The organism is Pedobacter riviphilus (genome assembly GCF_014692875.1).
Lineage (GTDB): Bacteria > Bacteroidota > Bacteroidia > Sphingobacteriales > Sphingobacteriaceae > Pedobacter > Pedobacter riviphilus.
The window spans coordinates 3,553,269-3,576,253 of sequence record NZ_CP061171.1 but is presented as its reverse complement, the minus strand read 5'-3'; the positions used below and the strand labels follow the sequence as shown (position 1 = coordinate 3,576,253).

Genomic DNA, 22,985 nt, shown 5'->3' with positions numbered 1-22,985 from the left:
GTTGTTATTGCTTAACTGTATAAATCTGTTAATTGTTTTATCGACTCCAGACATCCCGCTCAAACTCCGAAATTCTTTAATCCGTTAATCTACTATGGACTTCGGACTCCAGACCTCGGACTTATAATTAGCAAGATAATAAAATATTCTTCTTGTGATTAAAATTTTCATTGCCAAGACAAATAAAATTTTGCTCAATTAAAATAATACAATCGAAGCGCTCCTATTTTCTTTTTTTTAAATAAATTAGCCACAAACTAAACCAAACTAAAGATGAAAATTGAAAAAGAAGATGGACCTTCTAAGAGAAAATTAAGCCTTTTTGATGCTACAATGTTGGTAATGGGCTCGATGATCGGAAGCGGGATCTTTATTGTCAGTGCCGATATAATGAGAAACTTAGGTTCTGGTTACTGGTTGATTGTGGTATGGGTAATAACCGGGGGGATGACAGTTGCAGCTGCAATTTCTTATGGGAGCTTTCTTCTATGTTTCCTAAAGCGGGCGGACAATACACTTACCTGAAAGAGATTTTTGGCAAAATGATGGGGTTTCTTTACGGCTGGGGTTTGTTTACTGTAATTCAAACCGGAACTATTGCAGCCGTTGCCGTTGCTTTTGGTAAATTTACGGCTTATCTAATCCCTGCATTAAACGATGCTGCTCCGATTTTCCAAAGCGGCGGTTATAAAATTACCTGGATACAGATTCTTGCCATTGCTGTTATTCTGCTTTTAACTTATATTAACACAAAGGGGGTTGAAAGTGGTAAAATATTGCAGAATATTTTTACAGGATCTAAAATTGTTGCTTTAATTGCTTTAATTATTTTAGGCTTCTTCTTAGTAAAAAATAGCTTTTGGACTGAAAATTTAGGTTTTGGGTCTAGTGCTTTTAATAATCTTAAAACAGATTCGAGTGGAAATTTCTTAAAATCTGGATGGGAAACTATTTCTGGGATGACTATAATGGGTGGAATTGCAGCGGCAATGGTAGGTTCAGTATTTTCGAGTGTGGCCTGGGAAAACGTAACTTTCGTTTCAGGAGAGATTGAAAATCCTAAAAAAAATGTAGTACGTTCTATGGTTTTAGGTACCTCGGCAGTAATGATTCTTTATCTATTGGTCAACTTTATTTATCTCAATACCCTAAACAGAGATAGTATTGCTTTTGCATTAAATGATCGGGTTGCTGTTGCCGCTTCAGAACAAATTTTTGGTAATGGAATTGGTACAATTGTAATTGCCTTGTTGGTGATGATTTCTACTTTTGGCTGCGTTAATGGAATTGTATTAGCAGGGGCAAGGGTTTTTCAGACTATGGCAAAAGATGGAATGTTTTTTAAAGCAGCGCTTAAAAACAATAAAAATGGTGTTCCGGAAAAATCGCTTTGGATGCAGGGAATCTGGGCATCTGCTTTATGTTTAAGTGGGCAGTATGGCAATCTGTTAGATATGATCTCTTTTGTTATTGTACTCTTTTATATGATAACTGTTTTTGGGGTTATTTATTTAAGGATAAAACAACCTAAACTTGAAAGACCTTACAAAACCTGGTTATATCCAGTTACTCCAATTGTTTATTTATTAATAGGGGCGGCATTTTGCATTTTACTGCTCATTTATAAACAACAATATACCTGGCCTGGGCTTGTGATTGTTTTGCTAGGTGTACCGGTCTACTTTTTCATTAACAAAAAAGAACAGTAAGATTAGCCAGGGTCGTCCTGCTGAAATTGTTTCAGCATCTTAGTGATAGGATAGATCCTGAAACAAGTTCAGGATGACGGTACGAGATGAAGAATTTATTACGGAACCTCGCAGGCTTTAAAAACTGCGAGGTTTTTTACATTAAAGAATACTGCTTGCCAACCCGGCTTTTAGACCTCATCTGATATTAACCCCCTCAATCTGATTTTGAAAAGCAAGAGTTGGTATCTATCGGTTCCGAAAGCCCCGTTATCCGCTTTACTTCGGCAATGAACTATTGCCTCGTGTTCGCAGCTACCGGGTTTAGTTAGCTTAGGTTTGTGCAGGTAACAGCTTATTTTAAACCCGACATGGCGGATACCGGCCCCGCGCCTAAGGCCTGCAGGCGTATGAGCATGTGGCGGGACTGGCACTGCGAAGAACCACAGGTTTTGCTTTTCTAAAAAAAGAACTAAATTTTTAAACGCTGTTGAGTTGCTGGTTGTTTACCTAAACCCTAAACCCTAAACCCTAAACCATCTACCTTATATATATATGCTAAATCTTACCGCCCCAAATCTAATTTTTACATTTTGAAAATCAGGGTTCTGCATCAATAGGTTCCGAAAGCCCCGTTATCCGCTTTTCTTCGGCAATGAACTATTGCCTCGTGCTCGCTGCTACCGGGTTTAGTTAACTTAGATTTGTGCAGGTAACAGCTTATTCTAAACCCGACATGGCAAATACCGGTCAGGGTGTAAGACCTGCCAGGTACCTGTGGCGGGCCTGACATGAAAGTGAAACACAGGTGTTGATTTTCTAAAAAAAATAGAATTTCTAAACTTTAATGATCAGCAGTGTGTTTTTCCCTAGCCCCAATTGTACGCCTAATCTCACATCTCCGCTCTAATATCTCAAATCTAACCTTGTGTCTCGAACAAAAAGCGTATTTTTGCAATTAATGGGAACACTTGTAGATTCAGGGATAAAGGGGTATAAAAATTACGGTACGTATTTGCGCGAAAAGTATAAAGGGCAGCGTGTGTTTAAAGTAATTGTAGATGGTGGTTTTACCTGCCCTAATCGCGATGGTAGCAAGGGTTACGGTGGATGTACTTATTGTAATGTAGATTCTTTTACACCAGAACCTTCGCGTAAAAATCCAAATATTAAAGATCAGCTTGCCGAAGGCATGTTAAGGGCTAAAACCTCTTATAAAGCTGATAAGTATATTGTTTATTTTCAGCCGAACACTAATACTTACGCTCCGGTGCATTATTTAAAGATGATGTACGATGAGGCCTTATCTATTAATACCGAAGATATAGTGGGGTTTGCAGTGGGTACCCGTCCTGACTGTATCGATGCCGAAAAGGTAGCTTTATTAGAAAGTTATACCGATCGTTTTGACGTAGACTTGGAGATGGGTATGGAATCTATCTATGATGAAACCCTCGATCAGATTAACAGGGGCTGTAGTCATGGCGAATTTGTTGCTGCGGTTGAGCTTTTAAAAGACAGTAAGCTTGATTTGTGTGTGCATACTATTTTTGGTTTCCCTTGGGAAACCAGAGAGCAGATGTATGGTTATATTCATGAAATTAACCGTTTTCCGCAAATTAAGTTTGTTAAATTTCACCATCTTCATGTTGTGGAGGGTTCTATAATGGGCGCTAAATACAAAAAAGAGCCTTTTAAGTTATTTTCACTTGAAGAATATACGGATCTGCTTTGCGAGTTGATCCCGCTTTTGCGTCCAGATATTGTTATTCAACGCCTTTTTGGCATTTCAGACTGGGATTTGCTAATTGCACCAAACTGGGGGCTTAATAAATCGGCAATTCAAACGTATATGGATAAAGAAATAGAAAAAAGAGGGATAGTTCAAGGATCTGCTTATTTTTCTTAAAAAGATAAAATTTTTAATAATTTTTAGAAAAACCCATGAAATTTCATGGGTTTTTCTGTTATTGATGAGTTTTTTAGGTTAAAAATTACAAATTTTAGCTAAAATTGGATAAATGATGGTTAATATGTGATTTTGTTTTTATTAAAAACTTACATTAAAATCCGCTGAATTTTTTGTTATTTTTAATTTTACGGTTAATTTTTGCTCTATTTTATAAAAATCATTTGTTTTTATTAAAATATTTTAATTTAATGGTGTAAAAACTACAATATATCGTATTTTTATAAAAATAAATCAAACGTTTGATCAATTATTGTCAAACGTTTGATTAATAATTAAATATTACAAACAAATTAAACTAAAAACTATGAGTAAATTCTCCTTTAAACAGTTTGCGCCTTTCGCGATCTTAATGATCGTCGCGATTTTCGCTCTATTTATTCCGCTTCTCCCTAATTTTGATGAAGGCAAGTATAGTGGACCTGATATTGCATTCATATTAATCGCAGCAGCGCTTGTATTTTTAATGACCCCAGGTCTTGCATTCTTTTATGGTGGTATGGTTCACCGTAAAAATGTATTATCCACAATGATTAAAAGTGTTGTAGCGGCAGGAGTAATTACAGTTTTGTGGACAGTTGTTGGTTTTAGTTTGGCTTTTGGAGATACTATTGGTGGCTTTATCGGAAATCCATCAACATTTTTGTTCTTCAAAGGTGTAAATTCTGGAGCACCACATCTTCAAGGAGGATCGGATTTAACTATTCCGCTTTCTTTATTTGCTGTGTTTCAATTAATGTTTGCCATTATTACGCCAGGTTTGGTAGTTGGAGCAGTTGCAGAACGTATTCGTTTTACTTCATACATTCTGTTTATTGTTTTGTTCGCAATATTTGTTTATTCTCCTTTGGCTCACTGGACATGGCACCCACAAGGTTTCTTGTTTAAAATGGGTGTGTTAGACTTTGCAGGCGGTACAGTAGTACACATTTCTGCAGGTATGGCAGCTTTAGCAGGAGCATTGGTTTTAAAACGTAGAAAATCTCACTTAGAGCATAAAGAAGTTCCACCGGCTAATATTCCATATGTATTAATTGGTACTGGTTTATTATGGTTCGGTTGGTTTGGATTTAATGCAGGTTCTGCATTAAGTGCAGGTAGCTTAGCTGTTTCGGCATTTTTAACTACAAATACTGCTGCAGGTGCTGCAGGTTTATCGTGGATGTTCTTTGATGTTGCAAGAGGTAAAAAACCTTCTGTGTTAGGTTTTTGTATCGGTGCAGTAGTTGGTTTGGTAGCTATTACACCAGGTGCAGGTTTTGTAAGTATTTCATCAAGTATATTTATTGGTGCTATTGCTGCAGTTATCTCTAACCTTGTAGTTACATGGAAACAAAAAACCAGTTTGGATGATACATTAGACGTTTTTCCTTGTCATGGTGTAGGTGGTATTGTTGGTATGTTGTTAACTGGTGTTTTTGCTACAAAAACAGTAAATGCTGCCGGTGCTGACGGATTATTTTATGGTAACCCAGCTTTCTTTATTACACAACTAAAAGGCGCTGTAATCGTAATCATCTTCAGTTTCGTTGTATCGTTCGTTATTTTCAAACTGGTAAATCTGATCAATCCAATCAGGGTTTCTGAAGAAGAAGAAGAACTAGGTCTTGATGCTTCTCAGCATGATGAAAAATACTCTCAAGGTACTTTACTGGTAGAGGAGAGAGCCATCTATATCGAAAAAAACAGCCCATTAACAGAATCAATTTCTTAAGGACTTTATATATCTAAACTCAAATCAAGCTCAAACATGAAGAAACTTTTAACAGCTATTTTTGCAATGGCCAGCACTACGTGTGCCCTGGCTCAAGAAACCACTACATCACCACTTGAAATTTCAGGGTCGGTAGATACGTACTTTAAATATGATTTTGCTAAGAATCCATTAAATGCAAAAACATCTTTTGTAACAGATCACAACTCAGTATCGCTAGGGATGATTGATATTGCGCTGAAGAAAAAAACAGGCAAGGCTTCATTTGTTGGAGAGCTTTCTTTTGGCCCGAGAGGACAATCGCAATCTATTCCTGATGCCGCTGCTGGTGGTTCTTCATTTAATATCCAGAATTTATATGTTAACTACGAGTTCACAAATGAATTTAGCATGACTGCTGGTTACATGGGTACCTTTATTGGATATGAGGTAATTTCTCCGGTTGGAAACTTCAACTACTCAACTTCATACTTATTTACTAATGGTCCATTCCAAAATGCAGGTATTAAAGCAACTTATAAATTCAGCGATAAAGTAAGTTTAATGGCTGGTTTATTTAATGATTGGAATGTTTACAGTGCATCGCGAGGTGTTTCGGCTATTGGCGGTCAGTTAATGGTTGCACCGGTAGAAGGTTGGACAGCCTACATTAATGCTTTATCGGGCGCGGGTTTTGGTGGGTACGGAACGATTGTGGATTTAACTACTGCATATCAGATTACGGAAAAGTTTAAATTAGGTTTAAATGCCGCTAATTATGATATTAAGGATAGTGCTGTACCAGGAAGTTATGCTGGTGCTGCTTTATACCCGCAGTACGCAGTATTAGATGCAGTAACTTTAGGGTTAAGAGGTGAATATTTCAAATTTAAAGCAGCAGGTGCAGTTCCAGCTACGGCCTTTACGGCAGTAACACTTACCGCAAACATTAAATCTGGTGGTTTAACCTTTATTCCAGAGGTAAGATTAGACCACAATAGCGATAAACCTTTCTTTAAAGAAGGTGGCGCCGCTGCACCAAATGGAGGCCAGTTCTCTTTAGCGGCAGTTTACGCTTTTTAAGGAAATAAATAATATTAGGCCGTCCCGATGTGAAATCGGGACGGCTTTTTCTTACCTTTAAATATTTAGATTTATCTATTAACCAATTTTACATGAAATATCTTCTTTTTATTATTCTTGCCGCCTTTTCAATTCAATTATCTGCACAGCAAAAACAGTTTTCTAAAGATGATAACGGTAAATTTATCTATTATAAGGTTGTAGATTCTCAACTGCTAAGCAAAGATACTTTACTGCAAAGAGCAAAAGCTTTCGTTAATGTTGCTTATAAAAAATCGATGATTCAGGAAAGTGTTACCGATTCTTCTGTTTTAGCTAAAGGCACGATAGTAATTGATAAAACAATTTTAGTTGCTGGCCATCCCAGTGGAGAGGTAAGTTATAGTTTTGTTTTTGAGGCACGTAATGGAAGATATAGATTCTGGCTAACTAATATGTTGTTTATTCCATACCAGAGAGATCGTTACGGGAATTTTGTGCCAACTACAAAAATTGGTGTGCCTTTAGAGCGTACGCCAGGTAAGCTGAACGCAGGTGCATGGAAAGATATTTTAAATAGCACTTATCTTAAAGTTGAAAAATTTGGCGATGATTTTAAAAAGTATTTAGCCACCAACAGAGTCGAAAAAGCCAAGAAGAAAGTCGAAACCATTTCTACTAAACAATGGTAGTTGGTTCAGCCTAAAATTTTCCAAATAATTCTTCTACTTTCTGAGATCGGAATTTGAAAATTTCATTGATTTTATGATTTACGATCAAGGCATTTGCAATGGTACCAATTGGTCCCCAACCGATGCCGTAATGCAAAATGTCGTGCATTAATACACCGTCGTGTACCTTTTCGAAATGGTGCTGGTGATGCCAGAATGAAAATGGACCAAACCGCTGTTCGTCTATAAAATATTCTTTATCCTTAACATGCGTTATTTCTGTTACCCAGTTTAGTTTGATACCGAATAAGGGCGAAACTTTGTAAGTAATGATCAGGCCGGGATACATTTTGGTATTGGCCATGTTTGGGGAGGTTACCTCGAATGTCATGTTATTCGGTGTAATCTCGGCTAAATTCAATGGTGAAGAGAAAAAGTCCCATGCGGTATCTAAATCAGCAGGGAGTTCTTGGGTAAATTCTAATCTATATGTTTTCAAGTCTTTGTTTTAAAGCACAACAACAAAGATGGGGTTTTGTTGAGAATAGTTTAGGTTTAACCGCAAAGTTCGCAGAATGAAGGCGCAGAGATCGCAGAGTTGAGTGTGCTATCCATTTTACATCTTTTTTACCACGAAGACCACTAGATGGCATAAAGTTAGGGAAATATACTAAATGTATGCCAGTTTGAGCGTAGTCGAAGACTTAACAGTATAATTTGTAAGGAGATTGATATCGGCTATGTTTATTTTACCCCGGATAGCTGCACTGTTTAAGCCCCCTAAACCCGATCAGAGCGAGATGCCGATATTTCATCGGCAGAAGCGGGAGCGGGACTACAATAATCAAAAGCTACTGAAACTGCTTTCCAAAAAAAAACTATATGTTATTTATAAAAAAGATCGGCTTTGACAAATTTCTAGCATTAGACTAAGAAATTTGTCAAAGCTTTTCTGCTAATGTACCATCTTATCCGCACAGGTAGAACTGGCAAATGCTTCCGGTTTAGCTTTAAAGATAAAGCCCATGCTTAAAATATATCCCATTGCATCATTAAGTGCCTTGTTCGATTTAAACGATGGACTCGTGTTGATATCGGCATGTACTTCAAGCGCTACGTCATAAATGTCAAGTAAATCGCAAATAGAGTAAGCTGTTTCAATAGATTTTTGTACTTCCATTAACATTCTTTCTTTAATGCTTACCTGTTGTGAGCTCTTTTCCTGGTGGATGTACATAAAACCACCATGGTGTTCTCTTAACAGAACAATTACGGTTGCAAAATCGGTTACTGCCCCTTTAACCTGCGAATCGGTACCGATGCAAACTTTAAGCTTATAGCCATTTTCTGTTTCTCTGATAATCGCATTTTCTACTTCTTCGAGGATTGAAGACTGAATAATTTCACCACTAAATTTTTTCCACGTCATACATTTGAGTTTTTGAGGTTAACGAATGGTAATCAGGTTTTTATAAAAATAGGCGCTAAAAATTAAATATGTGTTAAGTGCAGATTGTTTATTTGCTAACAAAAAGTTAGTTATCAACAAGTTAGTGATAATAGTTTAGATGGACTTATTATTTCTTGAAACAAATTATTATTCGGTCCGTTAATATTTGTACATTCATTAAAAATTCTTAATTATGAGAGCAGAATTGATTCAAGAGTTCCAGTTATTACAAAATAGCAGAGCGAATAAATTTGCAGATGAACTGGCTGACAAGATCTTATCATCAGTTGATGCGGTTAACGAAAAAGTGCTATCATCAATGTCTAAACGTGGTAATATGTTAATGTTGCTCGAGAAAAGATTAAACTTTTCTACCCTGCGGAAACTCAGGGAAAGATTTTTCAAGCCCTAAAAAAGGATGCCGTTTTAGCCCTAAAGAGAAATGATTACCTTTATGGCGGAATGATAGAAAATGCCTTAAAAAAATTAAACATTACTGCACTTAATGAGATGCAGGAGTCTTCTGTAAAAGCAGCCAAGACTGGTAAAGATGTGATATTGATTGCGCCAACGGGTTCGGGGAAAACGCTGGCCTTTTTATTGCCATTACTTTCCAACCTAAAAGCCGGAGTTAAGGGCGTGCAAGCCTTAGTTTTGGTACCGTCGAGAGAGCTTGCCTTACAAATAGAGCAGGTTTTTAAACAAATGGGTACTCCGTTTAAAGTAAACTGCTGTTACGGTGGGCATGCCGTACGGATAGAAAAGAATAATCTTGCACATCCACCTGCTGTCCTGATCGGAACACCTGGTAGGATAGCTTACCATTTAGAACATCAAAACTTTGACGAATCTTTTATCGAGACCTTAATTTTAGACGAATTTGATAAAGCGCTGGAGTTTGGCTTTGAGCAAGACATGTCTTACATCATTGGATCACTGCTTTCGTTAAAACAGCGTATACTTACTTCTGCTACCAAAATGGAGGAAATTCCGGCTTTTGTAAAGTTAAATGTGCCTGTTGAAGTTGATTTTTCAAAAAATATCGAAGCAAAACCAGATCTAAAGCTTAAAAAAATAACTGCGCCCGCAGCCGATAAGCTAGATTACCTTTTCCGATTACTGAGTAAAATAGGTAGTAAAAATACATTGGTTTTCTGTAACCATAGGGAAACGGTAGATCGGATAAGTGACTTACTTTTCGAAAATGGTTTAGGTCACGATGTTTTTCACGGTGGGATGGAACAGTTCGATCGTGAAAAGGCATTGCTTAAATTTAGAAATGGTAGCCATCGGATTTTAATTACAACAGATTTAGCCGCCCGTGGTCTAGATATTCCTGAAGTAGAGCATATTGTACATTATCAATTGCCCTACACCGAAGATGCTTATATCCATCGCAATGGTAGAACGGCCAGGATGCATGCAAAAGGAACGGCATACGCTATTTTAACCACAGAAGAGCATTATAAATATTTGCCGGATGATATTGAAGAAGAAGTTTTATCAGAGCAGTATAAATTACCAGAAGCCAGCGATTGGATAACTTTATATCTTGCACATGGCAAAAAGGATAAAATTAACAAAATTGATATTGTAGGTTTATTTTTGCAGAAAGGTAATTTAACAAAAGAAGATCTTGGCTTGATCGAAGTTAAAGATACTACGAGTTATGTCGCGGTTAAAAGAAGCAAAGTAGAGAAATTATTAAAAGCATTAAGCGGCGAAAAAATTAAAGGGAAAAAACTTAAATTAGAAGTAGCGAGTTAGATTAATCCGAAATCGGGAGTCTGAGTAGCCAACTAAACGTTTTAAGTATTCTACAGCTTTAAAACATCCCAACATTATAACTTTACAACAATTAGCAATGAGCAACAATGATATATTAAAAAAACTGAGAGTGGCCTTATCATTAAAAACAGAGGATATTATAACCATTTGCGACCTCGTTGGATTTAAGGTAACCAAGGCAGAATTGGGCGATATTTTCAGGAATGAAGACCACGAAAATTTTAAACCCTGTGGCGATCAGATCCTGCGTAATTTTTTAAATGGTCTGGTAATTTATAAAAGAGGTCCGAGGGATGAGAAAAAGCAATAATTTATGCTTTTTATTATTTTTTATACTGATCACTTTCTCCTTTAACGCTCTCGCTCAGTCTCAGTTTAAAATAAGCGGCCACGTAACCGATTCTTTAAAAAAGCCTATTGAGGGGGTAAGTATCCAATTGATTACCGATAAGGATACCCTACGGTCTAATTCAGATTCGAAAGGCAATTTTACATTCCCAAAAGTAGGCCACAACAAATTCTACCTTAGTATAAAAGCGTTGGGCTATAAACCTTATGCGTCAATTTACGAAGTCGAATCTTCCAAAAAAAGTTCCAACCTGGATCCAATTATGCTTAAAACCGAAAGCATCCGCCTCGAAGATGTAGAGGTTAAAGTAAAGATTGATCCCATTAAAATCAAAAAAGATACCATCGAGTATAATGCCGGCGCTTATACCATTAGGGAAAACGACAAGGTTGAAGACCTTTTAAAACAGTTACAGGGCATTGAGGTTGATGAAAAAGGTGCTGTTACGGCAATGGGAAAAAAAATGACCAAGCTTCGGGTAAATGGTGAAGATTTTTTTACCAGCAATGTAGAAGATTATATCAGGCAGTTACCAGCAGATATCATTGCCAAACTACAGGTAATTGATGATTATGGCGATGAAGCTAATTTTACCGGCATTAAAATCGGTACCCCTCAAAAAATGCTGAACCTGGTTACCAAGCCTGGCATGGATAAGGGTATTTTTGGGGGAATGAATGTGAATTCTGCCACCAACAATGCGCATAATCTGGGAACCAACGGCAGTATATGGAAAAAAACAAAACAGATTGGTTTTGGCGGTCGCTATGGCATTACCAATAATGAGTTCAGCCAGATGAATAATGGTGCCTTGAATGGTAATATCAGGGATAAAATTTCAAAAGAATTTAGCGTTAACGGGAGTTATAATTTTAGCAGCGGCACCAATAAATCCATTCAGAGCAATTACCTCGAAACTTTTAACCCACAGGGAACCATTTACGATTTAAGGGAAAGTACCAATAACTCTAATTCTTTAAACAATAACATTAACCTGGGGTTAAACGGTGCTACAAAAAAGAATTATTTCAATGCTTCGCTGGCCGGTTCTTTGGCCAATACCAGGAATGATGCTTTTTCTACCTCCAATAAAACAGGCTATATCAAGCAGGATCTTATTTCCAATTCGGCTTCCCGCAATAGTAATCCAAATCTTAATGGAAGCATCAACTGGTCAAGGCGTTTGGCCAATAATAAACGTTCGCTATCCATGGGTTTCAATTTTGGCAGCAGTGGCGGAAATAGCAACAGTATCATTAACGATATTATCCGTTATTATAACGAAACTACAAATGTACTGGTTAAAGATTCGTTATTAAACCGTTTGGTAGATAATAATACTTCAAATTCGAACTTTGGTGGAAATATCCAGTTTTCAAACTCCTTAAAAAAGGTAGATGATAGTAGCGGATACAGTTTTATCAATTTTTCCTATCGCTTTTCGGTAAGCAGGAGCAGGAACCTACAAACTACGTCCGTTACCAGTCCATTGGGAAATAGTTTTGTGGTCGATTCATTAGGACAGGATTATGTATCGAATTTCATTAACCAGAATATCAGCATCGGTTACAATACCAATAGCAACCGGATCAGTTATAATTTTGGTCTTAATTTTTCGCCAAGCATCATTATTGGTAAATACCAGAACACCGGACAGGAACTCAAAAATTATCAGCTGAATTTTTCTCCTTCGGCCAATTTAAGCTATCAGATTAAAGACAACGGAAACCTGAGTTTTGGCTATAATGGTTATACCAATTCGCCTGATTTTAATAAACTGCAGCCAGTAAGGAACAATAATGATGTACAGAACCTAATTATTGGTAACCCCGACCTGAAAGCGACATCGAGCCACACTGCTGATCTGAGTTTTAACAAATTTAGTACGAAATCTGGCTTAAGTATTATGGCTGGCTTATCGGGAACTTTCGCCATTAACAGCGTGGTAAGCAATACAGTTTTTCTCAGGGATACGCTGAACAGCTTAAAGCAACAAACCACCTACGAGAATGTGAACGGCATTTATAATGTAGGAGGAAATTATTCTTTCAACAAAAGAATGCTTGATAATAAACTGTCTTTATCTATAAATGGGAATGTTGCTTACAGCCACAATGTTTTTTATACCGATAATGTATTGAACAGGAGTAGCGGCATTAACGTTTCGAACGGATTTAGGTTTAACCTCAATCAGAAAAAATATTCTTTTAATACCAGTGCGTCGTATAGTTTCAGTTCAAATACCTATTCGGTAATGAACCAAAACATTAAAAATGTACAGGTTGTGGCTTTGAGTGGAAGTGTCAGCTGGATCCCCGACAAGCATTTTCGGGTAAATGCATCGGCTTCTAAAAGCTTGAATTTTGGCTATAGTTTGTATGCCGGCAATCCTTTACTGGTAAACATGGGAATAAATACTTCGTTCCTTAAGGGCAACAAACTCCTTTTTTCTGTCCAGGCGAACGATTTATTTAATCAGGGGGCACTTTTTAGCACCAGTATTACCAATAACTCTATCTCCGAGAATAGGACAAGGTTTATCAGCCGTTTTGTACAAGCTACCTTGAGTTATAACCTGAGCCAGTTTGGAAATAAAAAAGGTAAAACGAATGGTAACTTTAATGTCGACGAATAGAATAATTAAACCCGGTTTGTTTAGTTTAGCGTTTCGCTCGTTTACCAATAACATATCCCCATGAAAAGTAATTTCTTGTTTTTTATCTTGCTGATTTCTACAAGTAGTTTGTTTGCCCAGGCTCAGAAAGCGGATTCTTTAAACAATAAACCTGAAAAAGAAAACTTTGCCGATGATTGGGCGGCCCTTACAAAGTACCAGAAAGAGAATGAGCTTTTGCCACCTCCAAACCGAAAAGAAAAGCGGGTGGTATTTTTAGGGAGTTCGATTTTTGAATTCTGGAAACAGAAAGATCCTGAATATTTTGCTAAAAACCCATATCTGGATAGGGGGATAAGTGGGCAGATTTCGCCGCAACTGCTTATCCGTTTCCGGCAGGATGTAATTAACCTTAAACCAAAAGTGGTGATTATTTTGGCAGGTAGTAATGATATTGCGGGCAATACTGGTCATGTTACCACGGATAAGATTATGGATAACATTAAATCGATGGCAGAACTGGCGCGGTTACACCATATTAAGGTAATACTCTGTAAATATCTGCCTGTTTACGAATATCCATGGAATAAGCGTATTAAAGCGGCCGATTCCATTGTGAACTTAAATGAAAAAATTGAGGCCTATGCCAAAGATAGAAATTACACCATTTTGGATTATTGGACGCCGCTGGTAGACGAAAGGAAAGGACAGCGGGCTGAACTAACAGTTGATGGTGTTCATCCTAACCTTGCAGGTTATAAAATAATGGAAGAAGTGACGGATGTTGCGGTGAAAAAAGCCTTGAAAAATAGTCGCTAGAAGTTCATTGGCCATTAGTTCACTTGTTAATTATAAGTTCATCAGTTAACATGATGCAGAAATTTGACCAATGTAAATCAAAACATCTTTCCTTTGCTTAACCAAAGGAAAGATGTTTCTTATATTAAGTTTGTTAATGGTAACGAAGTGATCTTTTATAATTAATTTTCAGTAATATTTGAAAGTTTAGTAAATTTGACTTACTTTTACATGGTGAAAGGAAAAAGAGTATAATATATTTTTAAGAATGCCTCCAAAGGGGCGTATTTTTTTAATCTATTCTTTCAGTTTTTCCTGAAAATTAAATAATTTAAAATTGTTGGTTATGGATTACAATGTACTCGGATATGCCATCTTTATAACGGTTATCGTATTCATCATCGTAGTAGTAGGAAAAATATGTTACCGTAACGGAAATATCTTTGTAGCCGAACTCATTCCCGATCATCTCGATCTCTGTCAGCAGATTAATAAATCGTTACTGGTTTCTTACTACTTGGTGAATATTGGCTACTGTGCCATGACATTAATAGGGTGGGAGACAATCCTTTCATCGCAGCAGCTTGTAGAAGTGATGTCGGTAAAAGTGGCCACCATTGTTTGCATCCTGTCTATTCTTCACTATTTAAATATCTATTTGCTTACCAATACCATTCATAAATTAATAAAGTAACAATCTAAAATTTTCAATTATGGAAACGACAAAAATTTTAATCGGCTACGCAGTTTATTTACCAGTTGCACTTTTTTTGACTTTTTATGTTTCAAAAACGCTGTTCAAAAACAGTAAGGTATATATGTTAGATATTTTTAAGGGAAGAGAAGAGATTGCCAATGCGACGAACAAACTCTTCGAAACGGGTTTTTATCTATTGAACATTGGTTTCGCACTGCTCATTATGAAGATTACGATTGGCGCTAACGATTACCGTAATTTAATTGAGGCATTGGGTTCTAAAATTGGTGGCTTTGCCATTTATCTTGGAATTATGCTGTTTATTAACCTGTACTTCTTTTTTAGGGGGAAACGCAAAGCGAAAGAAAACCAAAGGCCAAATCCTTTTCAACCATCTATGTAGCGGCAATAAAAGAAGTCAAGTTTTATAGTAAAATGACGCTAAACCTGACTTCGGTGAAATTGGAAATATATTTCAAATTACGCTTCTCAAACAAAAAAGTCCCGATGAAAATCGGGACTTTGTATTAATTTAATTTTTTATATCTGATGCGTTTTGGGGTAACATCGCCCAAGCGCTTTTTGCGGTTTTCTTCATAATCTGAATAGTTGCCTTCGAAGAAGTAAACTTCAGAGTTACCTTCGAAAGCAAGAATGTGTGTACAGATCCTATCCAAAAACCACCTATCGTGACTGATCACTACGGCACAACCACCAAAGTTTTCTAAGGCTTCTTCCAGTGCACGTAAAGTATTCACGTCAATATCGTTGGTTGGCTCATCCAATAGCAATACATTGGCTCCTTTTTTCAAGGTAATGGCCAAGTGCACACGGTTACGCTCACCACCTGATAAAATACCTACTTTTTTCTGCTGATCGCCACCATTAAAGTTGAATTTTGAAACATAAGCACGTCCGTTAACCGCTTTATTTCCCAATTGTATATTGTCTAATCCATCGGTAATATTTTCGTACACGGTTTTATCGGCATCTAAATCATTATGCATCTGATCTACATAACCCAGCTCAACCGTTTCGCCAACACGGAAAGTACCGGCATCTGCTTCTTCCTGTCCGGTAATTAAACGGAATAATGTGGTTTTACCTGCACCATTGGGACCAATAATACCCACAATACCTGCTGGAGGAAGGGAGAAGTTTAAGTTATCGAACAATACTTTATCGCCGTAAGCTTTGGTAACATTTGTTGCTTCAATTACCACATTACCCAGGCGTGGGCCTGCAGGAATAAAGAGCTCTAATTTATCTTCTCTTTCTCTGCCATCTTCTGAAGCTAATTTATCGTAGTTGGCTAAACGTGCTTTAGATTTTGCATGACGTGCTTTTGGTGCCATACGTACCCATTCCAGCTCACGTTCCAAAGTTTTCTGGCGTTTGCTTTCTGTTTTCTCTTCCTGCGATAAACGTTTTGCTTTCTGATCTAACCAGCTGCTGTAATTCCCTTTCCATGGAATACCCTCACCGCGGTCTAACTCTAAAATCCATCCGGCCACATTATCTAAGAAATACCTATCGTGGGTAACTGCAATAACGGTTCCTTCGTAGTTTTGTAAGAATTGCTCTAACCAATCGATACTTTCGGCATCCAAGTGGTTGGTAGGCTCATCCAGTAACAATACATCAGGGTGTTGAAGCAATAAACGGCACATGGCCACACGGCGGCGTTCACCTCCCGATAATACACCTATTTTAGTGTCAGGATCAGGGCAACGTAAGGCATCCATGGCTCTTTCCAATTTCGAATCAATTTCCCAGGCGCCCAAAGAATCGATTTTATCCTGAAGTTCGCCCTGTCTGGCCATTAACTTATCCATTTTGTCAGGATCAGAATAGTTTTCTTCCAAACCAAAGGCCTCATTTACTTCTTCGTATTCTTTTAAAATGGCGGTAACTTCGGCAACGCCTTCTTCAACCACCTCGCGAACGGTTTTTTCTGGATCTAAGATCGGTTCTTGCGCTAAATAACCCACCGAATAACCTGGTGAGAAAACCACTTCGCCCTGATAAGATTTATCTAAACCAGCAATAATTTTTAAAAGAGATGACTTACCAGAGCCGTTTAAACCGATAACCCCGATTTTAGCCCCGTAAAAGAAAGAAAGGTAAATATTTTTTAAAACCTGTTTTTGTGGAGGGTAAATTTTATTTACTCCTGCCATTGAAAAGATTATTTTTTCGTCAGACATTATAATTGTATTGTTTTTAAAGTAGTTTTTAATGCTAAGATTGATATTAAAGGAAGGTAACAGTTTTTCTTACAGACTGATTTTGCCCAACCAAATAATGGCAACGCCAAAATTGCTTACAAAGATAAGAACAACAAGCCCATTACAAAGTGGTTTATGAAGTATATCATAACTTTTTGACGATGGCTGGATCATAATTTCGAATTAAAGGACTTAGAATCCTGCTATATTATAATGTCATCGAAACCAGAGGGTATCTAAACTTTAACAAGTATTATAACCATTTGCTGTATTCTTCAAAACTTCGTGCGTTAGTAATAATTTTTTTTCGAAAAAAAATAAACGTTAGTTAAACGTTTTAATTTGATGAAATGTGTTTAATTGAGTAGTTGAAAGGCTTTTCATATTAATTTGGCCCCTAAAAATTACCATATTGCCCCTCACTCGGATAGGGATTTTAGTAGTTAATTTGTTGCAACCAACCAAATATAATAATGCACATATGAAGAAAACCAAACTATTAAAAACATTAGAATAACATCTGCTTATAGTTATCTCTATAATAGATGATTTTGCCTAATTTATCATCAAGCTCTTTCACTAACTAGAAAAGCTTTCAGCTGAGTTTTGCAAAGTAAGAATATCTGCCATCATAAGGTTTGACCATATGGTGATTGGTATGCTCATGAATAAACTAATCGACAAACTATATCAAACTAAAATCAAACAATGAGAAAAATCTACAAAAAGAAGGCTCAAAATTCGGGCTGTTTATTTTTCCGTGGAAGCGTTTTCCGAACGCTTGTGGGCATAATAATGTTCACGGGCTTTTGTTTTTCTGCTTCTGCACAAAGTGAAGTAACTGTTAAGGGGGTGGTGAGAGATACTGTAGGCGGTTTACCCGGGGTAAACGTTAAGGTATCTGGATCAAGCCGTGGAATATCCACAGATGATCAGGGGCGCTATACCATTAAGGTTGCAAAATCTGGAAAATTACTTTTTAGCTTAGTGGGATACAAAGCAGTAACAAAAAGCATTGCTGACTATGAACATGGAAGTGATGGAGTATATACTATTAGCGTAGTATTAAAGCCGGATGCGAATACACTTAATGACGTTGCTGTGGTTGGTTTTGGTACACAGAAAAAAACCAGTGTGATCAGTTCCATCACTTCCATTAACCCAAAAGAGCTAAAAGGACCAACCAGTAACCTGACAACAATGCTGGCAGGAAGAGTGGCTGGTATGATTGCTTATCAACGTAGCGGTGAACCAGGTGCAGATAATGCGTCTTTTTTTATTCGGGGGTTGGGTAGTTTCGGTGCAGGTAAGCAAGATCCGTTAATTTTGATTGATGGTGTAGAATCTACTCAAAATGATATGGCACGTTTACAGCCTGATGATATTGCCTCATTCAACGTGTTGAAGGATGCAACTGCTTCAGCAGTTTATGGGGCCAGGGGTGCAAATGGTGTACTTTTGATTTTAACAAAAGCAGGACAGGCTGGAGAAACCAAATATTTTTTCCGTGCTGAAACTTCATTATCCGGCAATACGAAAAATTTCAAATTCGCAGATAATGTTACTTATATGAAACTGGCTAACGAAGCAGCTTTGACCAGGAGTAGATTGGCGATATTGCCTTACCTGCAGACTAAAATTGATGCTACGGCGGCTGGTGAGAATCCGCTTTTATATCCTAATAACAACTGGATAAAAGAGTTAATTAAGGATTATACATTTAACCAACGTTATAATATGAACGTAACGGGTGGTGGAAGTAAAGCAAGCTATTATATTTCGGGTACTTATAATATTGATAATGGGGTACTGAAAGTGGCAGATCTCAATAATTTCAATAGTAACATCAAACTTAGAAACTATTCATTGAGATCTACGGTTAATATAAACCTAACCAACACTACGGAAGCTATTGTGAGGGTTTATGGTCAGTTTGATGATTACAGAGGCCCGGTTGGCGGTTTTGATGATAAGGGAAATAAAATCAATGGCGGTCAGAAGATTTTTAATCAGGCACTTTGGTCAAATCCGGTGATGTTCCCTGCAGTTTATCCTGCAAGTTATCAGCCCTATTCCAAACATCCTCTATTCGGTAACGCAATTTCTCCTAGTGGATCACTTTATATTAATCCTTACGCAGAAATGGTGAAAGGATATCAGGATAACAATTCTTCAACCTTACAAACACAAATTGAACTAAAGCAAGATTTAAAAGGGGTACTACCAGGTTTAAGTGCGCGACTGATGTCTTACGTAATCCGGTATTCCTATTTTGATATTGCGCGCAATTATAATCCTTTTTACTATTCAGCTGTTCCTAATCCGGCAGGTGGAGATATTATGCTCAACTTATTAAATAGTGGTGCACCTCCAACATATGGACTTACAGGAACAGAATATCTTAATTATTCAGAAGGAACTAAAAGTTTAAACTCTACTTTTTATACAGAAGTAGCTGTAAATTATAATCATACTTTTAAAGAGAAACACGCGGTAACCGGAATGTTGATTACCAATATGAGGAATTATCTGGCTGCAAATGCAGGAAGTCTTCAGTTGTCGTTGCCATCCCGTAATCAGGGCGTGTCCGGACGTGCAACTTATGGATATGATAATCGCTATCTGGCAGAATTCAATTTTGGTTATAATGGATCGGAGCGTTTTGCTGCAAATAATCGTTTTGGTTTCTTTCCATCATTTGGTTTGGGTTATTTGATCTCAAATGAAAAATTCTTCAAGCCATTGAGCAAAGTATTAAGCAATGTAAAATTAAGAGCCACTTATGGGATAACCGGTAATGATCAAATTGGAAGAACTCAGGATCGTTTCTTCTATCTTTCAGAGGTAAACATGAATAATGGAGATTTTGGCGGAACATTTGGAGAGAATAACTTTTATTATAAAAATGGTATCTCTATTTCTCGTTATGCAAATCCTTTAATCACATGGGAAAAATCTAAGCAACTCAATCTTGGTTTGGACATGACCCTGTTTGATGCATTAAGTCTCAATATTGATGTATATAAACAAAACCGCTCAAATATTTTAACAGATAGGGTATATGTGCCAAGTACAATGGGACTTCAGGCGGCAGTTAAGGCCAATACCAATGAGATGGAAAGCAGGGGAGTTGACTTTTCGGCTAATTATAACAAGTCTTTTGGAAACGGTATGTATTTGCAGTTAAGAGGTAATCTTACCTATGCTACTAATAAAATCTTAATCAACGATGAGCCTGCTTATAATACAAATGAGGCATACCGCTCCCGTGTAGGACTACCAAGTACGCAAACTTTTGGATATATCGCAGAAAGGCTATTTGTTGACGATGCTGAAGCCAAAAATTCACCTGTGCAGTTTGCCGGTAAACCTGGACTTGATTACGGTGGTGGTGATCTCAAATACAGAGATGTAAATGGGGACGGTATCATATCAGAAGCGGATGCTGTGCCTATCGGACTACCACAAGCACCAGAAATTATTTATGGTTTTGGAGGAACATTTGGCTTTAAAGGTTTTGATATCTCTGCTTTTTTCCAAGGTTCTGCCCGTTCATCATTTTTTATCAATCCGCAAAATATTTCTCCTTTTGTATTTAACGGAGGTTCGCAAAATGGTCTTCTTGATGTGATTGCCAAGAGCCATTGGAGTGAAGAAAATCGTGATATATATGCATTCTGGCCACGATTGAGCGATAAATTTATTGCTAATAATAATCAAACATCAACCTGGTGGATGCGTAATGGATCATTTTTAAGATTAAAAACGGTAGAGATTGGTTATAATCTTCCAACTAGAATCCAAAACAAACTTGGAATCAAGGCTACCCGGTTTTATTTAAATGCCAGTAATCCTACCGCATTTAGTTCATTTAGCTTATGGGATGTCGAAATGGGTGGAAACGGTTTAGGTTACCCTGTACAAACGGTATACAATTTAGGTGTGAGTTTAAGTTTTTAAAGATTGTTAAAGAAAATACAATGAAAAGTACCGAAATATTATTTCAAAATAAAAAGAAGCCTGGTTTAATGGGGTTTGCCACCATTTTAATGCTGAGTTTAGTTTTATTGGGCTCGTGTAAAAAGTATCTGGATATCGTTCCTGATAACGTGGCCACAATAGACAATGCATTTACCTTAAGAAGTGAGGCAGAAAAGTATTTATTTACCTGTTATTCCTTTTTGCCTAAAGACGGCGAACCATTATATAATATGGGGTTTATGGCTGGGGATGAAATCTGGTCAAATATAGAAGAGCGGGAATTTATCTCCTATGGTTGGCGTATAGCCAGAGGTAGCCAGAATGCCGACAATCCATTAATGGATGCATGGAATGGACGTTATCAGGGAGGAGGATATAATGATAACTTTGGTTTATACAAAGCGATCAGAACTTGTAATATTTTCTTGGATAATGTACAGGATCAAACCAAAGTTCCGGATCTTAAATTGGATGAAAGACAGCGCTGGATTGCAGAAGTAAAATTTTTAAAAGCATATTATAACTTTTTGCTGCTGCGTATGTATGGCCCGATTCCAATCGTAGATAAAAATCTGAATCTTGATGCATCTGTTGAGGAAGTAAGGATTAAAAGGATGCCTTTTGATGATTGTGTAAATTATGTGAATAATTTGTTGGATGAAGCGACAACCAACTTACCCATGATTATTACCGATAGGACCAATGAGCTGGGACGTATTACAAAACCTATCGCACTTGCAATTAAGGCTAGATTACTCCTCACAGCGGCAAGCCCGTTGTTTAATGGAAATACAGATTATGCAGGCTTCAGGGATAAAGATGGAGTTGCCCTTTTTAATACTACATACGATGCTAATAAATGGATAAAGGCTAAGGATGCGGCAAAAGCTGCGGTAGATGCAGCCGAAAGTGCAGGATTTAAATTATATCAATTTCCTGGGTCACAGTTTAAATTATCTGACAGTACATTGAGGCAGCTTACCATCAGAGGAGCTTTGACGGAAAGAGTTGCTCAAAATTCTGAGCATGTTTGGGCTAACCCAAATAGTTTATCATCATTTATGCAACAGGTAGCTATGCCACGTTTAATGAAAGGTTCAGATCCGATCCCGGTAGGATCAGCCAGACAACAATTAGCGCCGCCTATTAAGATTGCAGAGATGTTTTATTCAAAAAACGGAGTACCTATCAATGAAGATAAAACACTCGATTTCAGTAATCGCTATACTATTAGGAAAGCGGTAAAAGCTGAGCGTTTTTACATCAAAGAAGGGTATAATACTGCAAGATTAAATTTTGACAGAGAGCCACGTTTCTATGCCGATTTAGCATTTGACGGCGCTACCTGGTACAAATATGACAGCCCTTCAGGCTCTGATGAAAATACCTATACTGTTGAAGCAAAATCTACACAATTGGCCGGCGCAAATAACTTTGGCTGGTATAATGAAACTGGTTATTTTGTTAAGAAAGTGGTGGATTGGAATATGTCGCAAAGCAACAGCGGGGCAACATACAGAACTTATGCATGGCCGGAGGTCCGTTTAGCAGATTTATATCTGATGTATGCGGAAGCATTAAATGAGACTTTGTCAAGTCCTTCTTCTGATGTATATAATTATATTAATAAAATCAGAACCAGGGCAGGTTTACAAAGTGTAGAAACATCATGGACGAACTATTCAACCAATCCATCAAAATATACCACTAAAGATGGTATGCGCCAGATTATTCAACAGGAGCGTTTAATTGAAATGGCTTTTGAAGGTAGCCGCTATTGGGACATCAGAAGGTGGAAACGTGCAGCCGAGATGTTTAACCAGCCCATTACAGCATGGAGTGTAAACCAGCCTGACGAGCAGTCTTATTATCGTGTGAGAACGGTATTAAATCAGAATTTTATAGCACCGCGTGATTATTTGTGGCCAATTAGAACTTATGATTTGACAGTTAACCCTAATCTGGTACAAAACCCTGGATGGTAAAATTATCATTAA

At 37.3% G+C, this 22,985-nt stretch carries 18 protein-coding genes; 15 read left to right on the top strand and 3 right to left on the bottom strand.

Annotated elements, in window-relative coordinates:
• Positions 1-273: 273 nt before the first annotated feature.
• The 6 genes from H9N25_RS25320 (at position 274) to H9N25_RS14535 (ending at position 7,104) form a co-directional block, all read left to right on the top strand.
• On the top strand, positions 274-525 hold the full coding sequence (locus H9N25_RS25320) for a hypothetical protein (protein ID WP_330221042.1): 252 nt from the start codon (positions 274-276) through the stop codon (positions 523-525).
• Positions 489-1,709: an APC family permease gene (locus tag H9N25_RS14555; RefSeq protein ID WP_330221041.1), complete on the top strand. Its 1,221-nt coding sequence runs from the start codon at positions 489-491 to the stop codon at positions 1,707-1,709. Before H9N25_RS25320 ends, H9N25_RS14555 begins: the two co-directional genes overlap by 37 nt.
• A 940-nt stretch (positions 1,710-2,649) precedes the next feature.
• On the top strand, positions 2,650-3,597 hold the full coding sequence (locus tag H9N25_RS14550) for a TIGR01212 family radical SAM protein (RefSeq protein WP_169502867.1): 948 nt from the start codon (positions 2,650-2,652) through the stop codon (positions 3,595-3,597).
• A 367-nt stretch (positions 3,598-3,964) separates the two neighbouring features.
• Positions 3,965-5,371: an ammonium transporter gene (locus tag H9N25_RS14545; RefSeq protein ID WP_167296687.1), complete on the top strand. Its 1,407-nt coding sequence runs from the start codon at positions 3,965-3,967 to the stop codon at positions 5,369-5,371.
• 36 nt (positions 5,372-5,407) lie between these two features.
• Positions 5,408-6,433 carry a porin gene (locus tag H9N25_RS14540; protein ID WP_169502868.1) on the top strand — a complete coding sequence of 342 codons (1,026 nt, stop codon included), beginning with the start codon at positions 5,408-5,410 and terminating at the stop codon, positions 6,431-6,433.
• A 92-nt stretch (positions 6,434-6,525) separates the two neighbouring features.
• Positions 6,526-7,104: a DUF4468 domain-containing protein gene (locus H9N25_RS14535; protein ID WP_190326375.1), complete on the top strand. Its 579-nt coding sequence runs from the start codon at positions 6,526-6,528 to the stop codon at positions 7,102-7,104.
• Between the two features lie 10 nt (positions 7,105-7,114).
• Here the strand turns inward: H9N25_RS14535 and H9N25_RS14530 are convergent, their stop codons facing one another.
• Together H9N25_RS14530 and H9N25_RS14525 are read right to left on the bottom strand one after the other, a co-directional pair.
• A complete protein-coding gene (locus tag H9N25_RS14530; protein WP_190326374.1) occupies positions 7,115-7,582 on the bottom strand; it encodes an SRPBCC family protein in 468 nt (155 codons plus the stop codon).
• 456 nt (positions 7,583-8,038) lie between these two features.
• The gene (locus tag H9N25_RS14525) at positions 8,039-8,512 is read right to left on the bottom strand and encodes a ribonuclease H-like YkuK family protein (protein ID WP_167296683.1); all 474 of its coding nucleotides are present in this window, start codon (positions 8,510-8,512) and stop codon (positions 8,039-8,041) included.
• Positions 8,513-8,726: 214 nt separating this feature from the next.
• Between H9N25_RS14525 and H9N25_RS14520 the strand changes: the two genes are divergently transcribed.
• The 7 genes from H9N25_RS14520 (at position 8,727) to H9N25_RS14490 (ending at position 15,182) form a co-directional block, all read left to right on the top strand.
• A complete protein-coding gene (locus H9N25_RS14520; protein ID WP_169502871.1) occupies positions 8,727-8,945 on the top strand; it encodes a hypothetical protein in 219 nt (72 codons plus the stop codon).
• Positions 8,946-8,995: 50 nt separating this feature from the next.
• A complete protein-coding gene (locus H9N25_RS14515) occupies positions 8,996-10,300 on the top strand; it encodes a DEAD/DEAH box helicase (protein WP_190326373.1) in 1,305 nt (434 codons plus the stop codon).
• A gap of 97 nt (positions 10,301-10,397) precedes the next feature.
• On the top strand, positions 10,398-10,631 hold the full coding sequence (locus tag H9N25_RS14510; RefSeq protein ID WP_029274124.1) for a DUF1456 family protein: 234 nt from the start codon (positions 10,398-10,400) through the stop codon (positions 10,629-10,631).
• Complete coding sequence (locus H9N25_RS14505; protein ID WP_190326372.1) at positions 10,615-13,305, top strand: outer membrane beta-barrel protein; 2,691 nt, start codon at positions 10,615-10,617, stop codon at positions 13,303-13,305. The genes H9N25_RS14510 and H9N25_RS14505 overlap by 17 nt, the downstream gene beginning before the upstream one ends.
• A 60-nt stretch (positions 13,306-13,365) precedes the next feature.
• Positions 13,366-14,103 carry a GDSL-type esterase/lipase family protein gene (locus H9N25_RS14500; RefSeq protein ID WP_190326371.1) on the top strand — a complete coding sequence of 246 codons (738 nt, stop codon included), beginning with the start codon at positions 13,366-13,368 and terminating at the stop codon, positions 14,101-14,103.
• 325 nt (positions 14,104-14,428) lie between these two features.
• On the top strand, positions 14,429-14,776 hold the full coding sequence (locus H9N25_RS14495; protein ID WP_190326370.1) for a hypothetical protein: 348 nt from the start codon (positions 14,429-14,431) through the stop codon (positions 14,774-14,776).
• A gap of 19 nt (positions 14,777-14,795) precedes the next feature.
• Positions 14,796-15,182 (top strand): hypothetical protein, encoded by a 387-nt coding sequence (locus H9N25_RS14490; protein WP_167296677.1) that lies wholly within the window; start codon positions 14,796-14,798, stop codon positions 15,180-15,182.
• 124 nt (positions 15,183-15,306) lie between these two features.
• Here the strand turns inward: H9N25_RS14490 and ettA are convergent, their stop codons facing one another.
• On the bottom strand, positions 15,307-16,986 hold the full coding sequence (ettA, locus tag H9N25_RS14485; protein ID WP_167296676.1) for an energy-dependent translational throttle protein EttA: 1,680 nt from the start codon (positions 16,984-16,986) through the stop codon (positions 15,307-15,309).
• Between the two features lie 729 nt (positions 16,987-17,715).
• Here ettA and H9N25_RS14480 point away from each other — a divergent pair.
• A complete protein-coding gene (locus tag H9N25_RS14480; protein ID WP_190326369.1) occupies positions 17,716-20,967 on the top strand; it encodes a SusC/RagA family TonB-linked outer membrane protein in 3,252 nt (1,083 codons plus the stop codon).
• 20 nt (positions 20,968-20,987) lie between these two features.
• The gene (locus H9N25_RS14475) at positions 20,988-22,973 is read left to right on the top strand and encodes a RagB/SusD family nutrient uptake outer membrane protein (protein WP_223833392.1); all 1,986 of its coding nucleotides are present in this window, start codon (positions 20,988-20,990) and stop codon (positions 22,971-22,973) included.
• Positions 22,974-22,985 lie beyond the last annotated feature (12 nt).